The sequence below is a fragment of the Fischerella muscicola PCC 7414 genome, from assembly GCF_000317205.1.
GTDB lineage: Bacteria > Cyanobacteriota > Cyanobacteriia > Cyanobacteriales > Nostocaceae > Fischerella > Fischerella muscicola.
Genome location: NZ_AJLK01000153.1, coordinates 1 through 22,944 on the forward strand (window position 1 = coordinate 1; position 22,944 = coordinate 22,944).

At 38.7% G+C, this 22,944-nt stretch carries 19 protein-coding genes and 1 tRNA gene; 16 read left to right on the forward strand and 4 right to left on the reverse strand.

All coding sequences use genetic code 11. The features are described from left to right. Positions 1 to 79: 79 nt before the first annotated feature. Positions 80 to 1,912 (reverse strand): peptidoglycan D,D-transpeptidase FtsI family protein, encoded by a 1,833-nt coding sequence (locus UYI_RS0124065; protein WP_026086141.1) that lies wholly within the window; start codon positions 1,910 to 1,912, stop codon positions 80 to 82. A gap of 254 nt (positions 1,913 to 2,166) precedes the next feature. Next, the gene (locus tag UYI_RS0124070; protein WP_026086142.1) at positions 2,167 to 2,760 is read right to left on the reverse strand and encodes a hypothetical protein; all 594 of its coding nucleotides are present in this window, start codon (positions 2,758 to 2,760) and stop codon (positions 2,167 to 2,169) included. A 551-nt stretch (positions 2,761 to 3,311) separates the two neighbouring features. On the opposite strand from UYI_RS0124070, the gene UYI_RS0124075 reads away from it, so the two are divergent. The 3 genes from UYI_RS0124075 to UYI_RS37150 all read left to right on the forward strand — a co-directional run bounded on the left by UYI_RS0124075 (position 3,312) and on the right by UYI_RS37150 (position 5,140). Then, a complete protein-coding gene (locus UYI_RS0124075; protein WP_016869239.1) occupies positions 3,312 to 4,544 on the forward strand; it encodes an RNA-guided endonuclease InsQ/TnpB family protein in 1,233 nt (410 codons plus the stop codon). A 145-nt stretch (positions 4,545 to 4,689) separates the two neighbouring features. Then, the gene (locus tag UYI_RS0124080; protein ID WP_016869240.1) at positions 4,690 to 4,896 is read left to right on the forward strand and encodes a hypothetical protein; all 207 of its coding nucleotides are present in this window, start codon (positions 4,690 to 4,692) and stop codon (positions 4,894 to 4,896) included. Positions 4,897 to 4,999: 103 nt separating this feature from the next. Beyond that, complete coding sequence (locus UYI_RS37150) at positions 5,000 to 5,140, forward strand: hypothetical protein (protein ID WP_157226385.1); 141 nt, start codon at positions 5,000 to 5,002, stop codon at positions 5,138 to 5,140. Between the two features lie 18 nt (positions 5,141 to 5,158). Here UYI_RS37150 and UYI_RS0124085 read toward each other — a convergent pair whose 3' ends face one another. Both UYI_RS0124085 and UYI_RS0124090 read right to left on the reverse strand, forming a co-directional pair. Further along, positions 5,159 to 5,503 (reverse strand): hypothetical protein, encoded by a 345-nt coding sequence (locus tag UYI_RS0124085; protein WP_016869241.1) that lies wholly within the window; start codon positions 5,501 to 5,503, stop codon positions 5,159 to 5,161. A gap of 557 nt (positions 5,504 to 6,060) precedes the next feature. Beyond that, positions 6,061 to 7,377, reverse strand: coding sequence for a serine hydrolase (locus UYI_RS0124090; protein ID WP_016869242.1), 1,317 nt, complete (start codon positions 7,375 to 7,377; stop codon positions 6,061 to 6,063). A 640-nt stretch (positions 7,378 to 8,017) separates the two neighbouring features. On the opposite strand from UYI_RS0124090, the gene UYI_RS0124095 reads away from it, so the two are divergent. The 13 genes from UYI_RS0124095 (at position 8,018) to glf (ending at position 22,908) form a co-directional block, all read left to right on the forward strand. Next, a tRNA-Leu gene (locus tag UYI_RS0124095) sits at positions 8,018 to 8,101 on the forward strand. Between the two features lie 707 nt (positions 8,102 to 8,808). Further along, a complete protein-coding gene (locus UYI_RS39255) occupies positions 8,809 to 9,012 on the forward strand; it encodes a hypothetical protein (protein WP_016869243.1) in 204 nt (67 codons plus the stop codon). 520 nt (positions 9,013 to 9,532) lie between these two features. Beyond that, positions 9,533 to 10,348 (forward strand): WecB/TagA/CpsF family glycosyltransferase, encoded by an 816-nt coding sequence (locus tag UYI_RS0124105; protein ID WP_016869244.1) that lies wholly within the window; start codon positions 9,533 to 9,535, stop codon positions 10,346 to 10,348. Between the two features lie 567 nt (positions 10,349 to 10,915). Beyond that, positions 10,916 to 11,695 carry an ABC transporter permease gene (locus UYI_RS0124110; protein WP_016869245.1) on the forward strand — a complete coding sequence of 260 codons (780 nt, stop codon included), beginning with the start codon at positions 10,916 to 10,918 and terminating at the stop codon, positions 11,693 to 11,695. Between the two features lie 2 nt (positions 11,696 to 11,697). Next, positions 11,698 to 13,011 carry an ABC transporter ATP-binding protein gene (locus UYI_RS0124115; protein WP_016869246.1) on the forward strand — a complete coding sequence of 438 codons (1,314 nt, stop codon included), beginning with the start codon at positions 11,698 to 11,700 and terminating at the stop codon, positions 13,009 to 13,011. Positions 13,012 to 13,090: 79 nt separating this feature from the next. Next, complete coding sequence (locus tag UYI_RS0124120) at positions 13,091 to 14,530, forward strand: Coenzyme F420 hydrogenase/dehydrogenase, beta subunit C-terminal domain (protein WP_016869247.1); 1,440 nt, start codon at positions 13,091 to 13,093, stop codon at positions 14,528 to 14,530. 46 nt (positions 14,531 to 14,576) lie between these two features. Beyond that, positions 14,577 to 15,803: a polysaccharide pyruvyl transferase family protein gene (locus tag UYI_RS0124125; protein ID WP_016869248.1), complete on the forward strand. Its 1,227-nt coding sequence runs from the start codon at positions 14,577 to 14,579 to the stop codon at positions 15,801 to 15,803. 137 nt (positions 15,804 to 15,940) lie between these two features. Continuing rightward, positions 15,941 to 16,939, forward strand: a complete 999-nt coding sequence (locus UYI_RS0124130; protein ID WP_016869249.1) for a glycosyltransferase family 2 protein — start codon at positions 15,941 to 15,943, stop codon at positions 16,937 to 16,939. Continuing rightward, complete coding sequence (locus UYI_RS0124135; RefSeq protein WP_016869250.1) at positions 16,930 to 17,937, forward strand: glycosyltransferase family 2 protein; 1,008 nt, start codon at positions 16,930 to 16,932, stop codon at positions 17,935 to 17,937. The genes UYI_RS0124130 and UYI_RS0124135 overlap by 10 nt, the downstream gene beginning before the upstream one ends. A 26-nt stretch (positions 17,938 to 17,963) precedes the next feature. After that, the gene (locus UYI_RS0124140; protein ID WP_016869251.1) at positions 17,964 to 19,226 is read left to right on the forward strand and encodes a glycosyltransferase; all 1,263 of its coding nucleotides are present in this window, start codon (positions 17,964 to 17,966) and stop codon (positions 19,224 to 19,226) included. A gap of 65 nt (positions 19,227 to 19,291) precedes the next feature. Beyond that, entirely contained in the window at positions 19,292 to 21,325 is a 2,034-nt protein-coding gene (locus UYI_RS0124145) for an HAD family hydrolase (protein ID WP_016869252.1), read from the forward strand. A gap of 69 nt (positions 21,326 to 21,394) precedes the next feature. After that, the gene (locus UYI_RS0124150; protein ID WP_016869253.1) at positions 21,395 to 21,784 is read left to right on the forward strand and encodes a hypothetical protein; all 390 of its coding nucleotides are present in this window, start codon (positions 21,395 to 21,397) and stop codon (positions 21,782 to 21,784) included. Next, the gene (gene glf, locus UYI_RS0124155) at positions 21,781 to 22,908 is read left to right on the forward strand and encodes a UDP-galactopyranose mutase (protein ID WP_016869254.1); all 1,128 of its coding nucleotides are present in this window, start codon (positions 21,781 to 21,783) and stop codon (positions 22,906 to 22,908) included. The genes UYI_RS0124150 and glf overlap by 4 nt, the downstream gene beginning before the upstream one ends. Positions 22,909 to 22,944: the final 36 nt, after the last annotated feature.

Genomic DNA, 22,944 nt, shown 5'->3' on the forward strand with positions numbered 1-22,944 from the left:
GAGTGTGAGGGGTGTGAGGGGTGTGAGGAGTAGTAACCAACTAACCACTAACCACTAACTACTAACCATCAACCACAAACTATTGCCTAATTGCCTGGCTTGGTGGGAGTTGTTCTATGGTAATTAATGCTTCCATGACTGATTTGACAATTGGTGCGGCGACAGTACTACCATATGCATTTGCACCTTTTGGTTCATCTACTAAGGCTAGTACTACATACCTCGGTGCATCTACTGGCAATATGCCTACAAAGCTAGTGATTCTCGCACCACTAATATAACCACCAGAACTACTAGCTTTTTGGGCTGTACCAGTTTTACCAGCAATGCGATAACCTGGAATTTGTGATGCTTTGCCACTGCCGTCAGCAACAACAGTTTCCATCATTTCTACTACTTGTTGGGCAGTGACAGGTGAAAAAATTTGCCGTGGTGCGGGTCTGGTTGGTGTATAGTGCATCTGATTTTTGCTATCAACCAGACCCTTAATTACATGGGGTGTGACTAATTTACCACCATTGGCTAAAGCTCCGTGCATTTGTACCAGTTGCAACGGTGTTAAGGAAAAGCCTTGACCAAAGGAAGTTGTTGCTGGTTCAATCGGTAAGTTAATAAATTTTTCTTGACTTTTGAGTTGACTGGCTACAACGAAGGGTAAGTCTGTAGACACAGCTTGTCCTAGTCCTAGTTTTTCTAACCAACCGTAGTAGATAGAAGGCTGCAAACGTTGGATAATCTGCACCATGCCGATATTACTGGAATGTTGGAGAATCTGGGCAATATTAATACGTCCGTAACTTTTGTTCTCAGCATTTTTGATCGTGCGATCGCCTACTTGAATATAACCGGGGTCGTTAAAAGTATCATTGGCTGTAATGACACCATTTTCTAGAGCGATCGCTACATTGAGAGGTTTGAAGGTAGAACCAGGTTCATAGAGATCCGCTACAGTCCAGTTTTTAAACAGCGAAATATCTGCTTTGGAATACTCATTGGGATTGTAGGTAGGCAAAGAAGCTAATGCCAGTAAGGAACCATCCCAGGCATCCATAACAATCACTGCCCCACGCTTAGCACTATACTTGTCCATCTGTTGTTTGAGTGCAGCACGAGCAATTCGTTGCAAACGACTATCAATAGTCAATTGTAGTTGCAGGTCATCAGAATGGGGAAAACCATCCGGTGCATAATCTGGCATCAAAGAACCGTTACCAGTCCGACTCAACCGTACTGCTTGGACGGAACGTTCTAATAACTTTTCCTGACTATATTCCACACCAGCCTGACCCCGACGGTCAAGATTAACATACCCCACTACTTCTGCCACTAAATCTTGTTGTGGATAAAATCGAGAGTATTTTTGAATCAACTCTAAACCATTGAGGCGCAATGCGAAAATGCGATTGGCTATTTCTTCAGGCATTGCCGATGCCAGTAAAATACCACTTTTTTTATTGTCAAATTTATTCTTTAATTCAGTAACGTCCTTATCTACGATTGGGGATAGTAATTTTGCAATTTCTTGATTAGATTTGCTAAATAGTTTGGGATGGGCGTAAACAGTATACACGGGTCGGTCAATAGCCAGTACGGCTCGATTGCGATCTATTACTTGACGACGAGGTACAAAAGGTCGCAAATTTACCATTTGTTGGTTTCGTGCTTTTTCCTTTAGCTTTGGCCCTTGGACAATTTGGAGATTATACAAATTCACACCTAGCCCAAATCCAGCAGCAATTAATACTCCCCAAACCATCAAAAGGCGAGATTTAATGTTGGGTGTTTGCGGTTGGCTATCAAAGTTAAACGAGGGTAGAAACCTTTGTCTTTTTCTTTTTCTTTGACCCTCTCGCTTGAGTGATTCTGCCTTCTGAGACTTTCTCAATCTTCTTCTGCTTGGTGATTTTTGCATATTTTTTTGTTAGTAGTTAGTAGTTAGTAGTTAGTAGTTAATGGTTAGTGGTTAGTTGTTTACTACTCCTCACACTCCCGATTGCCCCTAATCCCCATCAGGGACCGGTGAGTTCCCCATTGCCCCCCAACCCCACAAAGTGGGGACCCCTAGCCCCCCACCTCCCCACCTCCACACTGCCCCTAATCCCCACCAGGGGCCGGTGAGTTCCCCACCTCCCCATTACTGACACCCACCAACAATAACTATTGACTTTAATATCCAATTGGTTCAGAGTCTTGCTGCTGTAGTTGAAAATTGGATTCAGAAGTTGTGGTAGATGATAATGAGTTAGAACCCTCTGGTGCTGGAGGCAAAAAAATTGCCGATGCAGGAGATGGTGATACCAATCCTGCTGTTGGTATTTGTGCTTCCTGAGCCATTTTGTTTTTTAATACTTCGATAGTTGTCGTTAACTGTCGCTCATCGCGCTGTAAGGTTTGCAGTTTGCGATACGACTGACTCCAAAGTTGCTGAGAATATACTGTCCAACCATAAATTACCAGTGTTGTTGCTACCAACACAAACGCTATAATTCCTGAATGACGATGTGCGGCATACAAGCGTAACAACCAAACCGGAGTTGTCCCTTGTTGGTTTAAATCTGGGACAGGTGTTGAAGTGGATACTGGTATTGTGGCAGACGAGCGCCTGTATCTTCTAGAGGAAACTGGAGGAGATAAGGTTTTGTCTGCGATCGTTCCCACTGAAATGGACTGCTTGATTGTGGAAGAATTTCTTGTTCTCAGAGAATTTCGCTGGAACCAACTACGCTTTGCAGAAGCATCTGATTTGCGAGTAACAGCCATAATTTTATTTTGGAAATAAATTTTTGGGGCTAGGGACTGGGGATTAGATAGGCAGGGGGAGGGAGACAAGGGGGACAAGGGGGAGAAAATAAACACCCATGCCCAATCCCCAATACCCATTACCCCCAATCCCCAGTAGCCAATATCGCATCTAAAGTATGGCAATGCAAAATAGCAAGAGCAAGAGATTGCCTAAAATTTCTTTTATTGGTAAGATTAGGTGTTTTATCAAAAAAAATGGAATAATTCTAGTGCAGTTATAAAGAAAGCTATGTTGTCTGTTTAACTAACTCGCCGTAAGTCCCCCACTGAACCTGGTACTCCAGGTCAGGGATAAAAGGTTTACAAAAAGGGGCGTTGCTAGGCTTCGCCCCTTTTTGTCGGTTTAGTGCTAAGTCAGTGGTGGGATACAAGGCGGGTGGCGACGATTGCATCTGCGACCAATGCCGTAAGGCAACAGAGGAGATGTATGAGGAGTCACCAAATATTTGCGAAATTAAATTACTGCGATATGTATATAATAGTAATGGTCGATATTTGGAGTAGTTGAGATGAGAAGACAAGCGGTAAAAGTCAGGTTGTACCCCACTGATGAGCAGATTCAAGTGTTAGCCCAACACTTTGGATGTGCGCGTTGGTGGTGGAATTATGGGTTGAATCAGTGTATTGAAACCTATAAAGCAACCGGAAAAGGCTTGTCTCAATCTGGGCTAAATTCTTTATTGCCAGGACTCAAAAAAGCAAAAGAAACTCAATGGTTGGGGGAATGTTATTCGCAGGTTTTGCAATCTGTAAGTCTCAACCTCAGCCGTGCATATCAAAACTTTTTTGAGGGGAGAGCAAAATATCCAAGATTCAAATCGAAACATGATCGCCAATCAATTCAATATCCCCAAAAAGTAAAGCAGGTGGATAATGCTTTGAAGTTTCCCGGTAAATTGGGAAGTGTAAAAGCAAAAATTCATCGATCGCTTGATGGGGTAATTAAAACTGTAACTGTTAGCAAATGTCCATCAGGCAAGTACTATGCTTCGGTTTTGATGGAATATGAAGGTGATTATCCGGCATCGAATGTTGGTGGCAAAGTTGTAGGAATTGATTTGGGTGTCAAGGACTTTGCGATTACCTATGACGGCGAAAAAGTTTCTAAATATCCCAATCCAAGACATTTACCCAAATATGAGAAGAAATTAGCCGTAAAACAACGCATTGCTACACGTAAGAAAAAAGGCAGCAATCGTCGCAAGAAGGCGATGAAGATTGTAGCTAGGGTATACGAACAGGTTAGCAATGTCCGCCAAGACTACCTACATAAACTATCTAGAAAGATAGTTGATAACAACCAGGTTGTAGTAGTCGAAAACCTAAACGTCAAGGGCATGGTTCGTAACCACAAACTGATCTATGCAATCTCTGATACTGGATGGGGAACCTTTGTAAATTTTCTGAGCTACAAATTAGAACGTAGTGGCGGAAAATTGATAGAAATAAACCGATGGTTTCCTAGTTCCAAGCTTTGTTCTAATTGTCATTACCAAATATCTGAGTTACCGCTAGATGTAAGAACTTGGACTTGTCCGAGTTGCAGGACTCATCATGATAGAGATGGTAATGCTGCAATCAATATTAGAGCAGAAGGTATCAGAATGCTGTCCTCCTCTGGGACGGGGGAGGCTAACGCCAATGGAGAGGATGTAAGACCAATTCGCGGACGCAAATCCAAGATGAGGCATTCTTCTGTGAAGTTGGAAGCCCACACTGTACCGTCAGGTCAGTGTGGGTAGTTCACAACAGACTAAACAGACTAAAAAGTAAAAAAATCATCTTTATAAAGATATAATCTAAAAATTATTAAAATTAAGCAACAAATGCGGTATCTTATTCAACAGGCCTAAAATAGTTTTTGCCGCATTTGGTGACAGAGGAGTTATGAAAATAAAAATCTTTGGTTTTGCTCTTTTACTTGGTCTAGCTGCTGCTGTTGGAGCCTGTGAAGGTGGTACTGAGACTCCCAACACTACCACTACTACTCCAGGTGAACCCGCTGATACTGGTGCAACCACTGCACCCGCCGCTACTACACCCGCCACCACTACAACTACACCTGCGACTCCTACTCCTACTACTACTCCCTAGATCCTAGTCTCACATTAGTTCATTAAGGGCGTTTGACTTCGCTCCTCACTACATCACTACACTGATAATTCATTCTCTACTGCCAAGGAAATGAATGATTTAGTTGAGTAATGCAAGCTACAGCTTAGCCTTACTCAAAATTTTTTATTTTAGTTTAAAACGAAGTGAGCATGAACAAACGATCGCCCACCATAGCCAAAAATATAGCCAAAAGATGGAAGCGATCGCTGTTTACAAAAATTGATAGCACTAAACCCCTTTATTATTTAACTGGAATCTGTTGATCTAAAGCAGGTTGAATTTCGCAAACGAGTTCATAATAAGAGGTTGTTGGAGCGTGAGCAAACAAGTGGCTCATCTTTTTTAAGATACTTTGATAAGCTTCGCTGTGGTTTGCCTCCATATCACCGATATTTTCCCAGAAAATGATTGCGATACCTTTGTCAGTTCCTGGTTGCTGCAACAGATATGCTTTTTGGAAGCCTTTAGTATACATTGAGACAGCTTGTTCATAAAGTTGCTTGGCTTCTTCAAACTTACCTGGTTTAAACTCTCCTGTCGCTACATAAACGTATTGATGTCTGAGAAAATCTTGAAAGTCTGTCATTTCTTTCTCCTTGGGAACTATAGTAAGTGGTCAATAGTCAATAGTGAAAATTTTAGACACTAGCTCTTTCAAGGTGAGTAAAAATTCTCGAAAATAAATTCCTCTATTACCTCTTACCTCTGTGTTCTCTGCCCCTGTGCGGTTAAATAAATTACTTTTAAACCGCACCAGGTACAGAGTTAGCAGAGAAAAAAGAGGTTTTATGAGTCACCTTGAAAGGGCTAATTCTAGACACTTAAATATTGACTTTGAATTCCTCTAAGGGTTTTCTCTGCTTGTTGCAGTTTATAGGTTTGGTGTACCTCGACTTTCCTTTTTTAATTTTTTATTTTGAATTGAACATTACCAAACTAACCTGCAAAAGGTAAAGACGCACAAATAATGTGCGCCTCTAAAATAGTTGTCAAGTCTATATAGCAATCCTATTTGAGTTGTAAACAATCACATCGCCCAGATCCCCAATTTTTGAAAAAGTTGGGGATCTTGTTTTTCACAAATAATTTAGGATTGCTATAGTAAACAACAAGTGATAACTGATCACTGATAACTGATCGCTGTTAAAGTTGCTGTGCTGGAGTACTAGATGCATTGATGCTGTTTTTTTCTATGTAGCTATAGACTAGTCGGGAAACTTGATTAATAAAAGACTTTGCTCTTTTATCACCAAAGGGTCTGCGAACCATGATTCCAGCTAGATAGCGCTTACCTGTTGATGTTTGAATAATACCTGCATCTCCAAGAATAATCCCAAGTGTACCTGTTTTGTGAGCTATTACCGCACCTTTACCAAGACCTGCTGGTAATAAACTTCTGTTTTCTACACGACGCATAATATCTAAAGCCTTGGAACGACTTGTGTCACTTAACAATTGATTATTAGTTAGCAAAGCGCTTAGTCTCACTAAGTCTTTTGCACTAGTTGTGTTGGTTCCCTTAAAGTCACCTAATAAGTTACGGATAACTGTATTTTGCAGTCCCCAACTCTGAAACCGCTGATTTAATTTCGCCTTGCCACCCAAACGATCAATAATCATATTGGTTGCAGTATTGTCACTAATGGTAATCATCTTAGTAGCGGTTTCTAAAACACTCAGTTTAGTTCCTGGGCGTTTGTACTGCAATGTTCCTGAACCTCCAGTCATTAAGTCACGTCGCATGACCAAGGTTTCATTCAGTTTGATTCTACCTGCGTCCACTTCCTCAAACAAAGCCACCAAAATAGGAAATTTAATGGTGCTAGCAGCAGGAAATATCTTTTCTCCATTCAAATCTAGATAGTTACCTGTATCTATATCTAGAAAGAACATCCCAGGTTGAAGATAGCTGTAGCGAGCCATTAATGCTTTAACTTGAGTATTTAACTGAGATATATCTTTGCCTAAACGAATTCCTCCTACAAAGGAAGAAGCATCACCAATCTGGATGGGAAATTGTTCTTCGTTAGACTTGTTGTTTGCACCTTGCTCAAATGAATTGTTAGCAGTTACACGTTCAATTGATGAAAAGTTTACAATCCAGTGAGAGGAAGAATCTCCTTTGATCAGTAATTTATCAGGAGAAACTGTATAACCTGGTGCTAATTCAATTACCATTCTGGTAGTTTTAGAGTCAACCTGTCCAATCCGAATTTCTTTGATGGCTGACCCAAATCTTTGGCGAACTGTATCACGATTGAGATTAGTTCCAGGTAAATCTAGTACAAGTCTTGTAGGATTTTTAATTAAAAAAGCTCTTGGTTGAACTCCTAAATCAGTAGTTAAATGTAGTTGATTGCGCGCCTGATCAAAACTCCAAGATTGCAATCGAGCTGCTTTGATTGGAGAAGATAGCAGCACAACACTGACGACGCTAAGTAACAGAAAGCGTAATCTCATCTTGTTATTCATATAATTTGCTTGCACAGATTTTCAGATTTATCTCAGTAGATCCGGAATAAATCTCAGTATTATCCGAAAAATTTCAAAGATTTAGTAGCCCTTTTACGAACTGAGTTAAGACGATTGAATAATGAAATAGTTCCTATATTTTTTAGAAAAAATTTAACACCTGCAAAGAATGTTGTCAGATAGCAAAATTTACTATCTTGGTAAATCTTAAGCTAGATTAATAGGCTCTATTTTGTAATTGTTGATTGCGATCGCACGTTTAATTTTGCATAAAAACTGACGATATGAAAGTTACGTGAAACTGCTTGTGTGTTTTATTAGCATGTAGACATCATATCAGTATTTTTATAATTTTAAAAAAAGCTTAAATTTAGATTTACCCAAAATTTTTAGCAAAAAAATTATCATACCAAACTTTTGATTACAAGCCAATCAATAACAGTCGTGAAAGCCAAAATCCTCGATTTTGGAAAAAGTAGAGGATTTAGGTTTGATTGCGACTATTTCAACAATTAACAACAAGCTGCTTACGTAAGTATTTGTGCTGTTACACCATCTCAACACAAAAAAATTGTTAAACTTGTTGCAAAATCAAAAAATGTAGTATAATGATAAAGTTGCAAATTAAGGGCGGGTGGCGAAACTGGTAGACGCACCACACTCAAAATGTGGCGAGCTTGCGCTCATAGGAGTTCGATTCTCCTCCTGCCCACTGCTGTAGTAGAACATTATAGAAGTTAGCGATCGCACTTAATTTTTGTTTAATATTTTTTCCATAGTCTTAGGCTCTCATACCTTGAAAAATATTACCGCTTTGTAGATGTTATAGCGGCTTTCTATTAAAGATAGCCTCTCGGCTTATCTTAAAGTGGAAACCTATTTTTGCAGCCATAGAGGTCAGCTAATTAATATACCATTCATAAATCTTATCTGAGTTTAGTTCATCATTCAGATAAATCTATGATTTTCTCTTGAATATCTAGCATTTTTCTCCGGGTCATAGCTGCAAAATTCTGAATACTGCTTATGGCAGATAAAAATTATGTCTTCCTGATATAAGAAAAACTTAAAGTATTTTTTTATACTTGCTTTTTAACACCCAGAAATTACTGTGTAATTCTTACTCAAAAAACGAATTGACATAAGTAAATCCCTATAAAGCAACTAAATTCAGGATATACATAACTGATTTGAACTTGTTTATTAGTAATATTTACTACTTTAGATTTCCCAGCAAAGCAGCGTATATTTTAGTCTAAAAATTTTGATGATAATTTAACTCTTCAGATAAAAATGAATTACAATATACTAGAGTAGCGCAATTGCTTAATCCAAGTTATAGGAATATCCTAAGCAAAACTTTTGTTTTGGAATTGAGTATATTTGGATTAGTTAGTTCACTTACAGGAAAATATATTTATGAGGCTAAAAAGATGGGAGTCTCCGCGCCGCCAAGGCAGAAATGATAAAGGTAAAGGCGGCTCAGCAAGAAAACGACAACTAAAGAAACAGCAGCAGATGCTAAGGCAGAGGCTGAAGACAGACAACGAAATCGATAAGAATAGGAATCAGGGAACGGGGGAAGAAAATCTTAGCTTCCCCCTTTTTTTTGGGCTTTTTTAGGATGATAAAAAATAAAACTATTAATTTCATGCTACCAAGTGACAGTTATTTCACTAGCACACTACTGGTAATCAAGTAGTTAAGATTTTGCTTGGCAAGAAAAATTACTTGTTTAAATAAATTGTCTATAACGAATATCCATAAGATAGCTAATGTATCCACCTAAAATATTTTTGTTATTGCATAAGTAATAGTTTTTACATAAAGAATATATTTTTGATTTATAAAATCTTTTTAAGATTGATAAAAAAACATTAAAGCAAATATAAAGAAAGTATGAAGTTTACTAAAAAACTACTGACATGGTACGAATGTGGAGTAAGGTAGGATACAGGTTGCTTGATTTAATTATTACCAGGGAAGCAGTAATTTACTGTAAAGACAAATTGCATCTCCATGTGTTAACTGCCTACCGTTTCCTAAGTGTCTAAAAGCAAAAGTTTAGTCTGAGCTTGAGTTTTGGCGCATTGGCAATGGTTTTGCGGTTCTGTGATTTTATCTGTGACACAAGGAGTGACTTATGGTAGGAAGAACTTTTCTACCTACTCAGAAAGTACTAGAGTTTCCAATTACCGCCTTACGTTTTGATGAACAAATACAGACGATACTGAGGTGGGCGATCGCGCGCGAGAGCAAGACTGTATGTGTAGCCAATGTGCATATGCTCATGGAAGCTCATTGGAATCCAGAGTTTGCTGGCATATTACAGAACGCAGACTTAGTCACTCCTGATGGAATGCCATTGGTTTGGATGATGAGGCTTCAAGGAGCGCGATACCAAAACCGTGTAGCGGGGATGGATATTTTATTAGCATCATGTCAGCTAGCTCAAACACTTGGCGTAAGTGTTTTTTTTGTGGGTTCTCAAACAGAAATTTTGTCTCGTATGAGAACAAGGCTAGAGACTGAATTCCCGAACTTGAAAGTTGCTGCAATGGAACCCTTACCATTTCGTCCTTTAACAACTAAAGAAGACGAAGCCCTTATAGAAAAGATCAACGCCAGTGGTGCTGGTATTGTCTTTGTCTCCTTAGGGTGTCCCAAACAAGAAAAGTGGATGGATCAACACCAAGGTAAAATCCAAGCAGTAATGATTGGGTTAGGTGGGGTATTTCCGGTATACGCAGGGATTCACAAAAGAGCGCCTCGTATGGTGCGGGATCTAGGTTTTGAATGGTTATATAGATGGATTCAAGAACCCCGCCGCCTTTGGAATCGCTATGTTACAACAATCCCACCCTTTTTATTGTTAGCTTTTAAGCAAATATTGATGTCAAGTTCATTTAGTACTCCATTTCATATTCGCGAACGTTACTTTGGATGGAGGGTTGAGTAAGTTAAAGTCTTCTAGTTCTAAACATTGCTCAAACAGATTTAGTTTTGATGGAGGTGATGCAACCAAAAAGCTGAACTAACTTTTGTTGAATTCTTCCCACAAAATTATTAGCCAAACAAAAACCATCCGGAGTGGCTAAGTCTATAACAGTATCTAGATACTGGTTTCTTAACTATTACTATGGCTATCACCACTCACATAGCAGGATTGTAAAAAAAACTAAGATGTCGTAATTGTCATAATTACTAATTGCTGGTAGCCTTTGATCACAAAAATCACAGCTTTAGTAACTAGGATAATTACTAAAAATTAATTAGTCTGCTAGTTTTAGTCTTGTAGAAGAGGTAGCTTAATCTACTGATCAATCAGTATGGCTAGAATAAATTTGAAAAAATTTTGTTCAGCAAGAAAATAAAGTAAACCTTAACACTAATTATGCAACACAGCCAGCATAACTTTAGACGAGATCAAGTCTCAAGCCAGACTCGAAAAGCAATTAGGAATTCGCCTAGAGAAGTGTATCGGCCCGAAAGTCGAATGAGACATCCGCTTCAGTTATTTAGGGCAATGGTATATGACTTGCTGGCATCACGAGAATTAGCTTGGAGGCTATTAGTTCGAGATATTAGCGCGAAATATCGTCAATCTTTTCTAGGAATTTTCTGGGCGATTATTCCTCCAGTCATCATGGCAGCTGGTTTTACCTTTGCTAAAGGTAGCGGCGTTGTCAATCTTGGTAATACAGAATTACCTTATCCTGCTTATGTCATGTTCAGCATGACCTTATGGCAAACTTTTGTCGAAGCATTAAATGGCCCAGTACAAGCAGTAACATCTGCCAAGCCAATGCTGGCAAGAATTAACTTTCCTCGGGAAGCCCTAATTATTGCCAAGTTGGGTGAAGTATTTTTCAACTTTGGCATCAAGCTGATTCTAATTTTTGGTTTATTTCTCTGGTTTAAAATACCAATTACCTGGAGCGTTATATTAGCGCCTGTTGCCTTAATCCATCTGGTGTTACTAGGAACATTTATTGGTTTGTTATTAGCACCGATGGGTGCTTTATATCAGGATTTTTCGATGGGACTGACTTTGATTTCTGGACTTTGGTTGTTTCTCACCCCAGTTGTCTATCCAGTTCCCAACAGTGGAGTATTTGGCACCATTGTAAAGCTAAATCCTGTTACACCTTTATTAGTAACAACACGAGAACTAGCAACAACAGGTGTGATATCTAACCCTCAAGGATTTTGGATTGTAAGTCTGATTGCAATATTAGGATTGCTGCTAGCTTGGATTATCTATCGTTTAGCAATGCCCTTTGTAGTTGAGAGGATTAGTTCGTAATCATGATCAGCATCAATGAACAAGATATGACAGCAAAGCCGCAAGATAGTGAGAGTGATATTGTCCTTTCAGTGAATGGAGTTTCTAAAAAGTTTTGTCGGGATTTGAAACGGTCTTTGTTCTATGGTGTTCAAGATATCACCTCTGAACTATTAGGACTACGAGAAAAGAGCGATAAATTACGCCCCAAAGAATTTTGGGCGCTGAACAATGTAAGTTTTCAATTGCGACGAGGAGAAGCACTAGGTTTAGTTGGAAAAAACGGTAGTGGAAAATCAACCTTACTGCGAATTATCGCAGGTTTAATTAAACCTGATGCTGGATTTGTAGAAGTTTACGGTCGCGTCGCACCATTAATTGCACTAGGAGCAGGATTTAATCCAATCTTGACAGGGCGGGAAAATATTTATGCCAATATGTCAATTTTGGGTTTGTCTAAAAAGGAAATTGATGAGCGATTTGATCAAGTTGTAGAGTTTGCAGAAATTGGAGATGCGATTGATGCACCAGTACAAAGTTACAGTTCTGGAATGGCTGCAAGGTTAGGATTTGCCAGCGCCATTCATACTAATCCAGATATTCTTCTGATTGATGAAGTTCTAGCTGTAGGAGACATAAGGTTTAGGGCTAAGTGCCATCGAAGACTGCAAGAACTGCGTCAGAAGGGAACTTCTTTTATATTAGTTAGCCACCAACCTCAATCAATCTTAAATGTGTGTAATCACGCTATTTATCTATTGCAAGGTCAGTTGATTGAGTCAGGTGATCCAGTTTCTATCATGAATCGATATGAAGAAGATTTATTTGCTCAAGGGAAACTTCAAAAAGGAGGAGCAATATTTTTAAAAGAAAAACCTAAACATGAAAGCTTAGGTGTCGATATTAATGCTATCTTTTTTAGAAATTCCCAAGGAAATATAATTGAAAATCCTATCACTGGCGAACCAGCTAGTTTATCCATAATATATAGAGCATCTCAAGATAGAGAAATTGATAAAGTCTACCTAAGTTTTGCTATCCAGGAAATAGGAAAAGAAGATGTTGTCTTAAGGTTGAGCAGTTTTGATGATGAGCAAACACTAGAAATATTGCCTGGAGAAAATGAATTACAAGTTCATATGCCTTATGTTGGTCTAAGACCAGGCTTATACACCATGCAAATTTATATTAAAAAAGATTCACTTTATACTTTAGATTATTATGAATCTTTTCAATTTTCCGTCAAGACAAAAACAACTATGACTAAATGTTTATTTTATCAGCCACGGGTATGGAAGTCTGTTGAAAAACAAAGCACAGTAAACATAAATAGTTAAACAATAACTTATAAAAAATCCTTGAGATAAACCCAAACTACTACATGTAGCTGAATAATCTTCAAAGTGGTGATCCATAATGGCAGTTCGTAGTGAAAATTCTGAGGTAGCAAAACTCTTCAAAACTGTTGTCGACAACGGCTACTGTATTGGCTGTGGCGCATGTGCTTCGATTAATGGTTCACCAATTCAGATGAGGTTAAATAAATATGGTCAGTTTCAGGCTACTGTAAATTTATCTGCTGAGCAATCAGCTTTAAACACTTCAGTACAAGCTATTTGCCCATTCTCTAATGAGAGCCTAAACGAAGACCAAATTAGTCAGGAATTATTCAGTAATAATTGTGAATACCATCAAAAGATTGGCTATCATCTAGCAACCTATGCAGGTTACGTTAGTGAAGATGATTTCCGCGATCGCGGTAGTTCTGGTGGTATGGGTACCTGGATTGCTAGCAACCTTTTGAAAGAAGGATTAGTTGATGGGGTTCTCCATGTTCACCAACGTCAACCTTCTGAGACAGACCCCAGATTATTCCAATATCAGTTATCTACAACATTAGAACAGGTACGTCATGGCTCTAAGTCTCGCTATTACCCAATTGAAATGTCCGAAATTATACAGATAATTCGTGACAGACCTGGACGTTATGTCTTAGTTGGTATTCCATGTTTTATCAAAGCAGTTCGTCTGCTGATGAAGGAAGATCCTCTACTAGGTGAACGGATTCGGTTCTGTATTGGACTGATCTGCGGACACCTTAAGAGTATACGGTTTGCAGAAATGTTTGCTTGGCAATGCGGTGTTGAACCCGGCAAACTTCTAGCAGTTGACTTTCGTAAGAAGCTACCTGATGCAGATGCTAACAAATATGGCGTAGAAGTAGTTGGACTGGAAAATGGCAAACTTGTTACACGCACTAGTCCAGTTCAAGACATGTACGGTTACGATTGGGGATTAGGGTTTTTCAAATACAAAGCTTGTGACTACTGCGATGACGTAGTTGCTGAAACTGCGGATGTAACTGTCGGTGATGCTTGGTTGCCTCAATATATTAAAGACAGCCAGGGTACGAATGTAATTGTTGTTCGTCACCCAATTATTCATAATATGCTTGAACGAGCGATCGCAGCAGGCAATTTGAAACTTGAGCTAATTGATGCAGAAGAAGTCGTCCGATCACAAAAATCAGGATTCGCACATCGACATGATGGACTAGCATACCGTCTTTACTTAGCAGATACTAAGGGTAAATGGCGTCCTAAAAAGCGAATACAGCCGAGTAAAAGAAATATAGAACGCAACTTTCAAAAGCGATATCTAATGCGGATGTTGCTGGCAAAAGAAAGCCATGACGCCTTCAAAAAAGCAGTTGAAGTTGGTCAGTTTTCAGTTTTCGTTGAAATCATGGAGCCTTTAGTTAGGCAATATCGAGCATTGTCTCAGCCTCCAACATGGAAGCAATTCATGTGGCAATTCAAAGGATTTGTAAAGCATTTATTGAATACATTTCTTTGAAAACATCTCTCAGTAATTTCTCCCTATATAGTGACATTAGGCTTATATGAAAGTAGTCATCACAGGAATATTTGGTTTACGAAATCGAGGGGTTGAAGCATTAGTAGTGCCTACCATCGAACAATTGCATCAGCGTCATCCTCACCTTCCCATTAGCGTTCTTACTAGAACACCAGACTATGATGAGATGCGGCTACAGCATTACGGTGCTAAATTAATTGACCGCACACTTTCCCATAGCACTCCTTTTCGGACTCGCCTTAAAAGACTAGGTGCCAAGCTACCTTTTTATCAGCCCAAAGAAACACCTGCTGTACAAGCACTCCGTGAAGCATCAGTTGTTATTGCTTCTGGTGGTGATATATTTAGTTCCGATTATGGCGGACTTTATCAACATTTAAAGCCATTAGAAATAGCGTTAGATGCAAAAGTACCTATAGTATTTCTAGCTCAATCAATAGGGCCTTTCAAAACAGATCAAGAAGCCCAAGCATGGTTAAAAGTTGCTCGTCACTCAAAACTGATTACAGTTAGGGAGAAAATTTCCTACAGTTATCTAACAGAAAAACTCGGTCTTTCAACAAACTTAGTTAAACATACTGCTGATCCAGCATTTTTGCTGCAACCATCTTCTCCAACGGCTGTAGCTAACATGTTCAGTTCCTACTGCATCAAAAAAGACCAACCAGTAATAGCACTCTCCATCAGTCAAGGGATCACTACATTTTCTGGTTGCGATGCTGATAAACATCTCAAAGCTTGGCATCAGGTCATTAAATTACTCATTGATGAGTTGAATGCACAAGTTCTCCTCATTCCTCATGTCCAAGAGAATTATGTCACAAATGATGATCGGATTGCTGCCACCAAGCTTCTCAGGAGTCTTGATTTTGACCCACGTGTTCGCTTAGCTGGTGCAGACCACTCTGCTTCAGAATTCAAAGGGCTAATAGGTGCCTGCGACATGGTTATTGCTGAGCGTATGCACGCTGCAATAGCAGGACTGTCTAGTGGTGTTTGCACTGTTGCAGTCGGGTATTCAATTAAGGCTGAAGGGATTATGACCAATTTATTAGGAACTGAATCTGCTCATAACGGTTTACTCATCCCAATCCATCAATTTCTCGATACTGATAAAGCTTGTGTAGCTATTCGTAATGCCTGGACAAGACGCCAAGAGGTGGCAAGTCAACTCAAAGAGGTGTTGCCAAAGATAAAGCAGGATTCAGCAAGTAACTTCGATATGATTGCAAAGCTATTAGATAATTTTTGAAAATTGCTGAACCAATGTATCAATTAGCAAATAATAAATGTCTTTTGCCTCGCCTACATCATAACTAGCTAGATTAGTCATCATAAAAATTATGGCAATTATTCAGATTAAGCACAAATATGGAGGACGGGAAACTTATGCAAATATCGGTCATTATTCCTGTATATAATGCGGCTAAGTATGTTCGACAAGCTGTAGAATCTGCCTTATCTCAACCCGAAGTAGGAGAGGTCATTTTAATAGATGATGCTTCTTCTGATAACTCTTTTAATATATGCCAAGAATTAGCTAATGAATCTCCTATAGTTAAATTATTTTGTCATAGTGATAAAAAAAATCATGGTGCAAGTGCAAGTAGAAATGTAGGAATACAAAAAGCTAATTGTGATTATATTGCATTTTTAGATGCTGATGATTTTTACTTACCAGGACGTTTTGAATTAGCAGGTGATCAATTAACCAAATATCCTGAAATAGATGGCGTATATGAAGCAGTTGGAACTTATTTTGAAGATGAAAATAGTAAGAATACATGGACTTCTATTGGTCGTGGCGACAATAAACTAACTACTATTAGTGAAATAATTAATCCCGAATTATTATTTGAAACTTTACTCCTCAATAAGGAAGTTGGTTGGTTCCATGCTAATGGATTACTGGTTCGCAAAACTATTTTTAATTTAACAGGTTATTTCGATGAGAATCTGGAATTTAGCGAAGATATTGTGATGTGGTTCAAAATGGCAGCTGTTGGTAAATTGCTCCCTGGAAGTTTAGACGTACCAGTTGCCATGAGAAGGGTACATGGACATAACCACGTGACAAGATTTCATGAGAAATTAGTCTACTACAGTAATTTGCCTCGGTGGGAAACATTATTCATATGGGGCTATAAGAACGGATTGGAATCAAGAAAGCTAGCTTTACTTTTTAGTCAATATGCTGACAGTCTCACAAATCAATCTTTAGGGGAAAAAACTGATTTAATACACAAAAAGTTTTATAATTTACATAAATTTGTTGTAATGATGTTGTTAATAATTAAATATCCAAAACTAATTAAATTAGCTCGGTATTTTTACAGTTTTACAGAAAGTAATTTAATTAAGAAATCGATGAAGCTATTATGGAATTGATAGAAAATAACCAATATCCAAATACGAATAATTTTTCGGGAGAACCCCTTGTAAGTGTGGTTATACCAACTTACAATCGCGCAAATTTAATTAGGCACACTTTAAATAGTGCTATCAGGCAATCCTACAAAAATTTAGAGATTATTATCATTGATGATGGCTCCGTAGACAACACCGAAGAAGTTGTAAAAGCTATTGGTGATTCTAGGATTAGATATATTCGTCTCCCAAACAATAGTGGAGGCTCGGTTGCCCGCAATACTGGTATTGAAAATGCTAGAGGAGAGTATATTGCATTTTTGGATTCAGATGACCTCTGGATACCTGAAAAAATAGAATTGCAACTGGCTTCAATTCAGAAACATCCTAATCCTCAAAAAGTAGTTTGTCATACTCAAATAGTTTTTAGTTTCACAAGAGTGTCTAGCTATGATCAACTTGCAATTAACACTGAAACTTTACATATAGTTCCAGAAAAAGGTAAGGGTGAAGTAGAAACTATAGCAGACTATCTATTTTGCCATCATGGGGAACTTCACACAAGCTCTTTGATGATGCACCGATCGCTTGCTTTAGCAGCTCGTTTTCGTCCAGGTTTAAAAAGACACCAAGACTGGGATTTCTGCTTCAGACTTGAAGCTCAAGGAGCAATTTTTACCTTCATCAAAAAACCTTTAGTAATTTGGAATGCCGATCCACGCAAAGATCGCATATCGAGAATGCCTGATTATCAAATATCAGTAAACTGGATTCGTGAGTATCAGTCCTCGATATCATCCAGAGCAAGTACAGGTTTTATGCTCACACAAGTACTCCCTTTTTTAATTGAAAGAGGAGAAAAGTTGTATGCACAGAAAATAATATTAAATGCGTTAATTTATAGATTAATATCCCTAAAGGATTTCAAAAAATTAACATTTTCTGCTTGGAGAATTTGGGGTATGCGAAAACGAGTAAGACTGATGCTAAAAAATATATTTTTTGTGCTAGCTAAATAAATTTCAATAGTAATTATTCTGGATATATGAAAGTAGCTATTATTAGCAAATCTGATAGAAAAGGGGGTGGGGCAAGCAGAGTTGCTGAGGATCTCGCTATTTGGTTAAATGATGCAGGGCATCCAACCGATCATTTTATTGCCTTTAATTTCAAAGAACCTCTTTCATTTCAATACAGTCTTTATGGAGAAGGTCTTAAATTTAGATTATGTAAAACTATTCATAGAAAAACGAATAAATATGGTTTTCGAGAGTTACTGCCCGTTGAGTACTGGTTTAATATCAACGCAATTCTCGATGATTACGATATAGTCCATTTTCATGATTTATATACTGCTATATCTCCAGTAACTTTAGCTCTAGCTTCTCGACGCAAACCGACATTTTTCACGGTACATGATTGTTCTGCTTTTACTGGCGGTTGTCTTTATCCAATGGGGTGTGAAAAGTTTGCTAGCTATTGTCACAAATGTCCCCAATTATCTCAAGATGGATGGAAAAATCAGCTACGCGATCGCACACGAGAAGTTCAAGCAATCAAAAGATGGGTTGCGGGAAAATTTAATATTCGCTATGTCTTTCCCAGCCACTGGATGCTTCAGGAGGCTCAAAAAGCTCTCAAATTTAAATCTTTACCTGTGGTTATTCCTAATGGTTTGGATTTAAGTTTTTTCCCGATGGTGAAAAAAGTAGACGCAAAAATTAGTTTAGGTATTCCAGAGAATCGCCGAGTAGTTGCAATTTCTGCCCATGTTCTTGACGATCCTCGTAAAGGTGTAAAGTATGCGATCGCAGCACTTCAAAGTATAGGTGATTTATCTCCATTTGTAATAGTTGTAGGACTTTGCAACGATGAGTTAAAGCACTCACTTAAGGGACTTGAATACAAAGAGATGGGTTATATTTCCGACCCTCATTTATTAGCAAAAGTCTACTCAGCAGCAGACGTTATGCTTTTTTGTACCCTTGCTGATAACCTACCACTTACTGTTCTAGAAGCAATGGCTGCATCTACTCCAGTCGTTGGTTTTTCTACAGGAGGTGTACCAGAGATTATCCAAAATGGACACAACGGTATTTTGGTTGAACCTACTAACCAACAAGCCCTAAATCAAGCCTTGCGCCAAGTATTATCAGCTTCTGATTTGGAAGCAATCGGTCAGCAAGCAAGAAGAGATATTGAAAATAAATTTTCAAGAACCGTTTTTCTAGAAAAGCATCTACAACTCTATCAGAATTCTGAGGATTTATTGTCATTGAGCAATAGTCCGTTGTATCAAAAAGCCTGAAATAAATCCACAAGTCAAGCCTTGTATTTTTTGTTGAATCCTTTAGCAGCATTGGTGAGACTCTGATGAAAAAGATTGTTTACTCCTTTGACGTGTTTGATACATCCATAACCAGAATTTGGGCAAAACCAACAGACCTATTCTGGGAATTAGGTGATCAACTCCGACAAGAAAATTTAATTCAAATTTCACCTGAATCTTGGTCTCACCTAAGAATGGAGGCTGAAAGAATTGTCAGAGAAACAGGGCCTGTTTATGAAGTCAAACTAGACGAAATATATGAACACATCGCTCGTTCCTTAAATTGGTCAACCGCTGAAGTTGAAAGAGCAAAACAAAAAGAAATAGAAATAGAGCTATTGAGTTTGCGTCCAGTACCCGCCATCCAAAAGCGCATTCAGTCGCTCTATCAAGCAAATGAACGAGTAATTTATATTTCCGATATGTATCTGCCGGAAGAAGTTATTCGGAATTTTTTGAAAGAAAACAAAGTGTGGACTCCAGGTAGTACTTTATACGTTTCAGCTGAAACAAGAATCAATAAAGGAAGTGGTGAGTTATTTAAATACTGTTTAGCACAAGAAGCAGTCAAGCCATCGCAGTTGAAACATGTCGGAGATAATCGACAAGCAGATGTAAAAGTTCCAAAAAAACTTGGTATTTCAGTTGAATATTTTACTCAAGCTCACCTTAATCGCTACGAACAACTAATCGCACAAGCAACTCAATTTCCCCTAAAGTTTAGATCCCTACTCGCTGGTGCGAGTAGGTTGACTCGTTTGCAGTCTCAAGAAACAAGTCCTCATAAAAAAGTTATTTGGGAGACGACAGCAAGTGCGATCGCTCCAACGTTGTTCGGTTTTGTGTACTGGTGCTTAGTCGAAGCGCAAAAAAGAGGGATCCAAAGATTATACTTTGTTGCCAGAGATGGGCAGATATTGCATAAGATCGCTCAAGTTATTTGCCGAAATTGGGGATTTGCAATTGACTGCCGTTATTTATATGGTTCGCGGCACGCATGGTACATGCCTGCAATTCAAGAAATTAGTGAAGCAGAACTTGATTGGATTTTGGTTTCTACTGGTTCATTTGATCGCTTTTTATCAATTCGCTCCTTGTGCGATCGCGTTAACATATCACCTGAGCAACTTAAAGATGTGTTGAGTCGTTACGGCTTTGCAGCCGAAAAATGGGATCTCAACCTCAAGCAGCACGAACGCAACTTGATGCGGAATATTTTTACTGAGAAGGAAGTTACCGATCTGATCGTTGCGACTGCTGCTAATTATCGCGAAAAAGCAATTGGTTATTTCCGTCAAGAAGGGATAGGCGATGGAGTTCCCTTTGGTTTTGTCGATATTGGTTGGAGTGGACGCACACAACGCTCTTTGAGTAAATTACTCAACATTGCTGGTATTTATCCTGAATCTGGCATCTATGGTTTTTACTTTGCGCTGCAAGAACGGGTTAAGCCATTTCAGGAAGACCAATCACTTGCTTATTTTTATGATGTAGACCAACCATCTGGCGATCGCTATTTTCTCTGTAAGTACAGATGCTTATTCGAGCTGTTCATGTCGGCAGATCATGGTAGCACTACTAGATATGAACAACGCGATAACAAGTATCTACCCGTCCTTCGTCAGCCGAAAAACGAAGAAGCAATTAATTGGGGGTTATCTGTTTTGCAGAGTGCTGCGGTTGAATTTGCAAAGCAACTAACGACTAATTTGGAGGCACAAGAATGTACAACTGATCTTTTTGATGAGGCTACTGAAATTTTGTCAAGAGAGCTTGTCTTACAACCTTCCTATCAGGAAGCAGAAGTATTTGGCTCCTTTGTTATGGCTGGAGATATAACTGAAAATAGCTTCTATGAATTAGCACCAATTTACAGTTTGATTGACTGGTGTAAGTTGCTGCTTTTTAGTAAGCATCCACATCCAGATGCCTGGTTTACTGCTTCAGTTGTCAGAGCTAATCCAATTATGAAAACCTTGTTTGGAGTCAAAACAGTTAATAAGATCCGTCAAATTAGGAGAAAATTTATCAAGCCGAAGCTCACTAATTCAACTCAACAACTCAGCCAACCTACCTAAAATCAGCTTGGAGTTATCGTTTTCTCTAGAGATCAATCTACCCCACCTTAGTTCTTAAGAGCATACAGCATGTACATCAATACAGAGCTGAAACCACAAGGAAACAATTTGAGGTTAGAAACTATTGCACAGAAAGTTCAGTCAGAAGCAAAAAATTGCCAGGGCAATAGTTTGGCATTACTTGCATTGCTACGGTTGCTAGAGAGTTTACATCGAGAAATTCGAGATAGCCTATTTCTGGAATCTTTGCCAAGCGATCGTCAGGCTCTTTACACCCTTTTAAAAAATATTGAGGAGGAAGGTGGTTGGCCATATATTCATCGTCTGAAATTACAATCTCTACTAGAAAATTTAGCAGAAAACACTTTTACTGAGTTAGAAATTGAAAAAAATACACAAAGTTTAATTGAGTGTGAAAGTTCAAAACCTCTTAGTCTCAAACAAGGAGAAATTCTGTGAAATTTGATTGGTTAATAATAGGGGCTGGATATTCTGCCTGTGTGCTGGCTGAGAGAATTGCCACTCAACTTGCACAGAGAGTCTTAATTGTAGAACGACGAGATCACATTGGTGGGAATGCCTACGATTACTACAATGAACATGGCATCTTAGTACATAAATACGGCCCCCATATTTTTCACACCAAATCTAAAAAAGTTTGGGATTATCTCTCACAATTTACAGAGTGGAGACATTACTATCACCATGTGCTTGGAGTGTTAGAAGGTAAAAAAGTCCCTATCCCTTTTAATTTGAATTCCCTCTATGCTCTTTTCCCACCAAAATATGCAGAAAAGTTAGAAAACTTGCTTCTAGAAAACTTTGGTTTTGGAGTCAAAGTACCCATTTTAAAACTACGTGAAAGTGCTAGTGGAGATCTAACTTTTTTAGCTGATTACATCTATGAAAATGTCTTCCTGCGCTACACAATGAAGCAGTGGGGAGTCAAACCAGAAGAACTTGATCGGGGAGTCACAGGACGTGTTCCAGTCTATATCAGTCGGGATAACCGTTATTTTCAAGACCCCTACCAAGCCATGCCCAAGCTTGGCTATACTGAGATGTTTCGCCGAATGTTAGCTCATCCCAACATCAAGGTACTTCTCAACACAGATTACCGCGAAATTATCAATGACGTTCAATTCAATCGGATCATTTGCACTGGCCCGATTGATACATTCTTTGATTACATGTATGGTGAATTGCCATACCGTAGTATACATTTTGAGTTTCAGACATTAGACCAGGAGTGGTATCAGGAGGTTGGAACAGTCAATTACCCCAACGACTACGATATCACCCGGATCACCGAACAGAAATATTTGTCAGGACAAACCTCACCCAAAACTACCTTGGTGATGGAATACCCTCAAGCTTATGTACCAGGGAAAAATGACCCTTATTATCCCATTCTGAATGAAGAAAATCGTGAGCGTCTTGACCTTTACCTTAAAGAAGTAGAGAAATTAAACGGAACAGTAATTTTTGCAGGAAGGCTTGCAGATTATAAGTACTACGATATGGATCAAGCTGTATTAAGAGCGCTTGGTCTGTTTGAAAGGGAAATAGCAACTATTATTTAGGATTTATTCTAAATCCTAAACTAATTTGATAGAGCA

Excerpts from the sequence above, each read along its gene's own strand:
- UYI_RS0124130 (WP_016869249.1), top strand. The coding sequence starts at position 15,941 with ATGCAAATATCGGTCATTATTCCTGTATATAATGCGGCTAAGTATGTT.
- UYI_RS0124105 (WP_016869244.1), top strand. The coding sequence starts at position 9,533 with ATGGTAGGAAGAACTTTTCTACCTACTCAGAAAGTACTAGAGTTTCCA.
- UYI_RS0124140 (WP_016869251.1), top strand. The coding sequence starts at position 17,964 with ATGAAAGTAGCTATTATTAGCAAATCTGATAGAAAAGGGGGTGGGGCA.
- UYI_RS0124120 (WP_016869247.1), top strand. The coding sequence starts at position 13,091 with ATGGCAGTTCGTAGTGAAAATTCTGAGGTAGCAAAACTCTTCAAAACT.
- UYI_RS0124110 (WP_016869245.1), top strand. The coding sequence starts at position 10,916 with ATGGTATATGACTTGCTGGCATCACGAGAATTAGCTTGGAGGCTATTA.
- UYI_RS0124115 (WP_016869246.1), top strand. The coding sequence starts at position 11,698 with ATGATCAGCATCAATGAACAAGATATGACAGCAAAGCCGCAAGATAGT.
- UYI_RS0124075 (WP_016869239.1), top strand. The coding sequence starts at position 3,312 with ATGAGAAGACAAGCGGTAAAAGTCAGGTTGTACCCCACTGATGAGCAG.
- UYI_RS0124080 (WP_016869240.1), top strand. The coding sequence starts at position 4,690 with ATGAAAATAAAAATCTTTGGTTTTGCTCTTTTACTTGGTCTAGCTGCT.
- UYI_RS0124135 (WP_016869250.1), top strand. The coding sequence starts at position 16,930 with ATGGAATTGATAGAAAATAACCAATATCCAAATACGAATAATTTTTCG.
- UYI_RS0124150 (WP_016869253.1), top strand. The coding sequence starts at position 21,395 with ATGTACATCAATACAGAGCTGAAACCACAAGGAAACAATTTGAGGTTA.
- UYI_RS0124145 (WP_016869252.1), top strand. The coding sequence starts at position 19,292 with ATGAAAAAGATTGTTTACTCCTTTGACGTGTTTGATACATCCATAACC.
- UYI_RS0124125 (WP_016869248.1), top strand. The coding sequence starts at position 14,577 with ATGAAAGTAGTCATCACAGGAATATTTGGTTTACGAAATCGAGGGGTT.
- UYI_RS39255 (WP_016869243.1), top strand. The coding sequence starts at position 8,809 with ATGAGGCTAAAAAGATGGGAGTCTCCGCGCCGCCAAGGCAGAAATGAT.
- UYI_RS0124090 (WP_016869242.1), bottom strand. The coding sequence starts at position 7,377 with ATGAGATTACGCTTTCTGTTACTTAGCGTCGTCAGTGTTGTGCTGCTA.
- UYI_RS0124070 (WP_026086142.1), bottom strand. The coding sequence starts at position 2,760 with ATGGCTGTTACTCGCAAATCAGATGCTTCTGCAAAGCGTAGTTGGTTC.
- UYI_RS0124085 (WP_016869241.1), bottom strand. The coding sequence starts at position 5,503 with ATGACAGACTTTCAAGATTTTCTCAGACATCAATACGTTTATGTAGCG.
- UYI_RS0124065 (WP_026086141.1), bottom strand. The coding sequence starts at position 1,912 with ATGCAAAAATCACCAAGCAGAAGAAGATTGAGAAAGTCTCAGAAGGCA.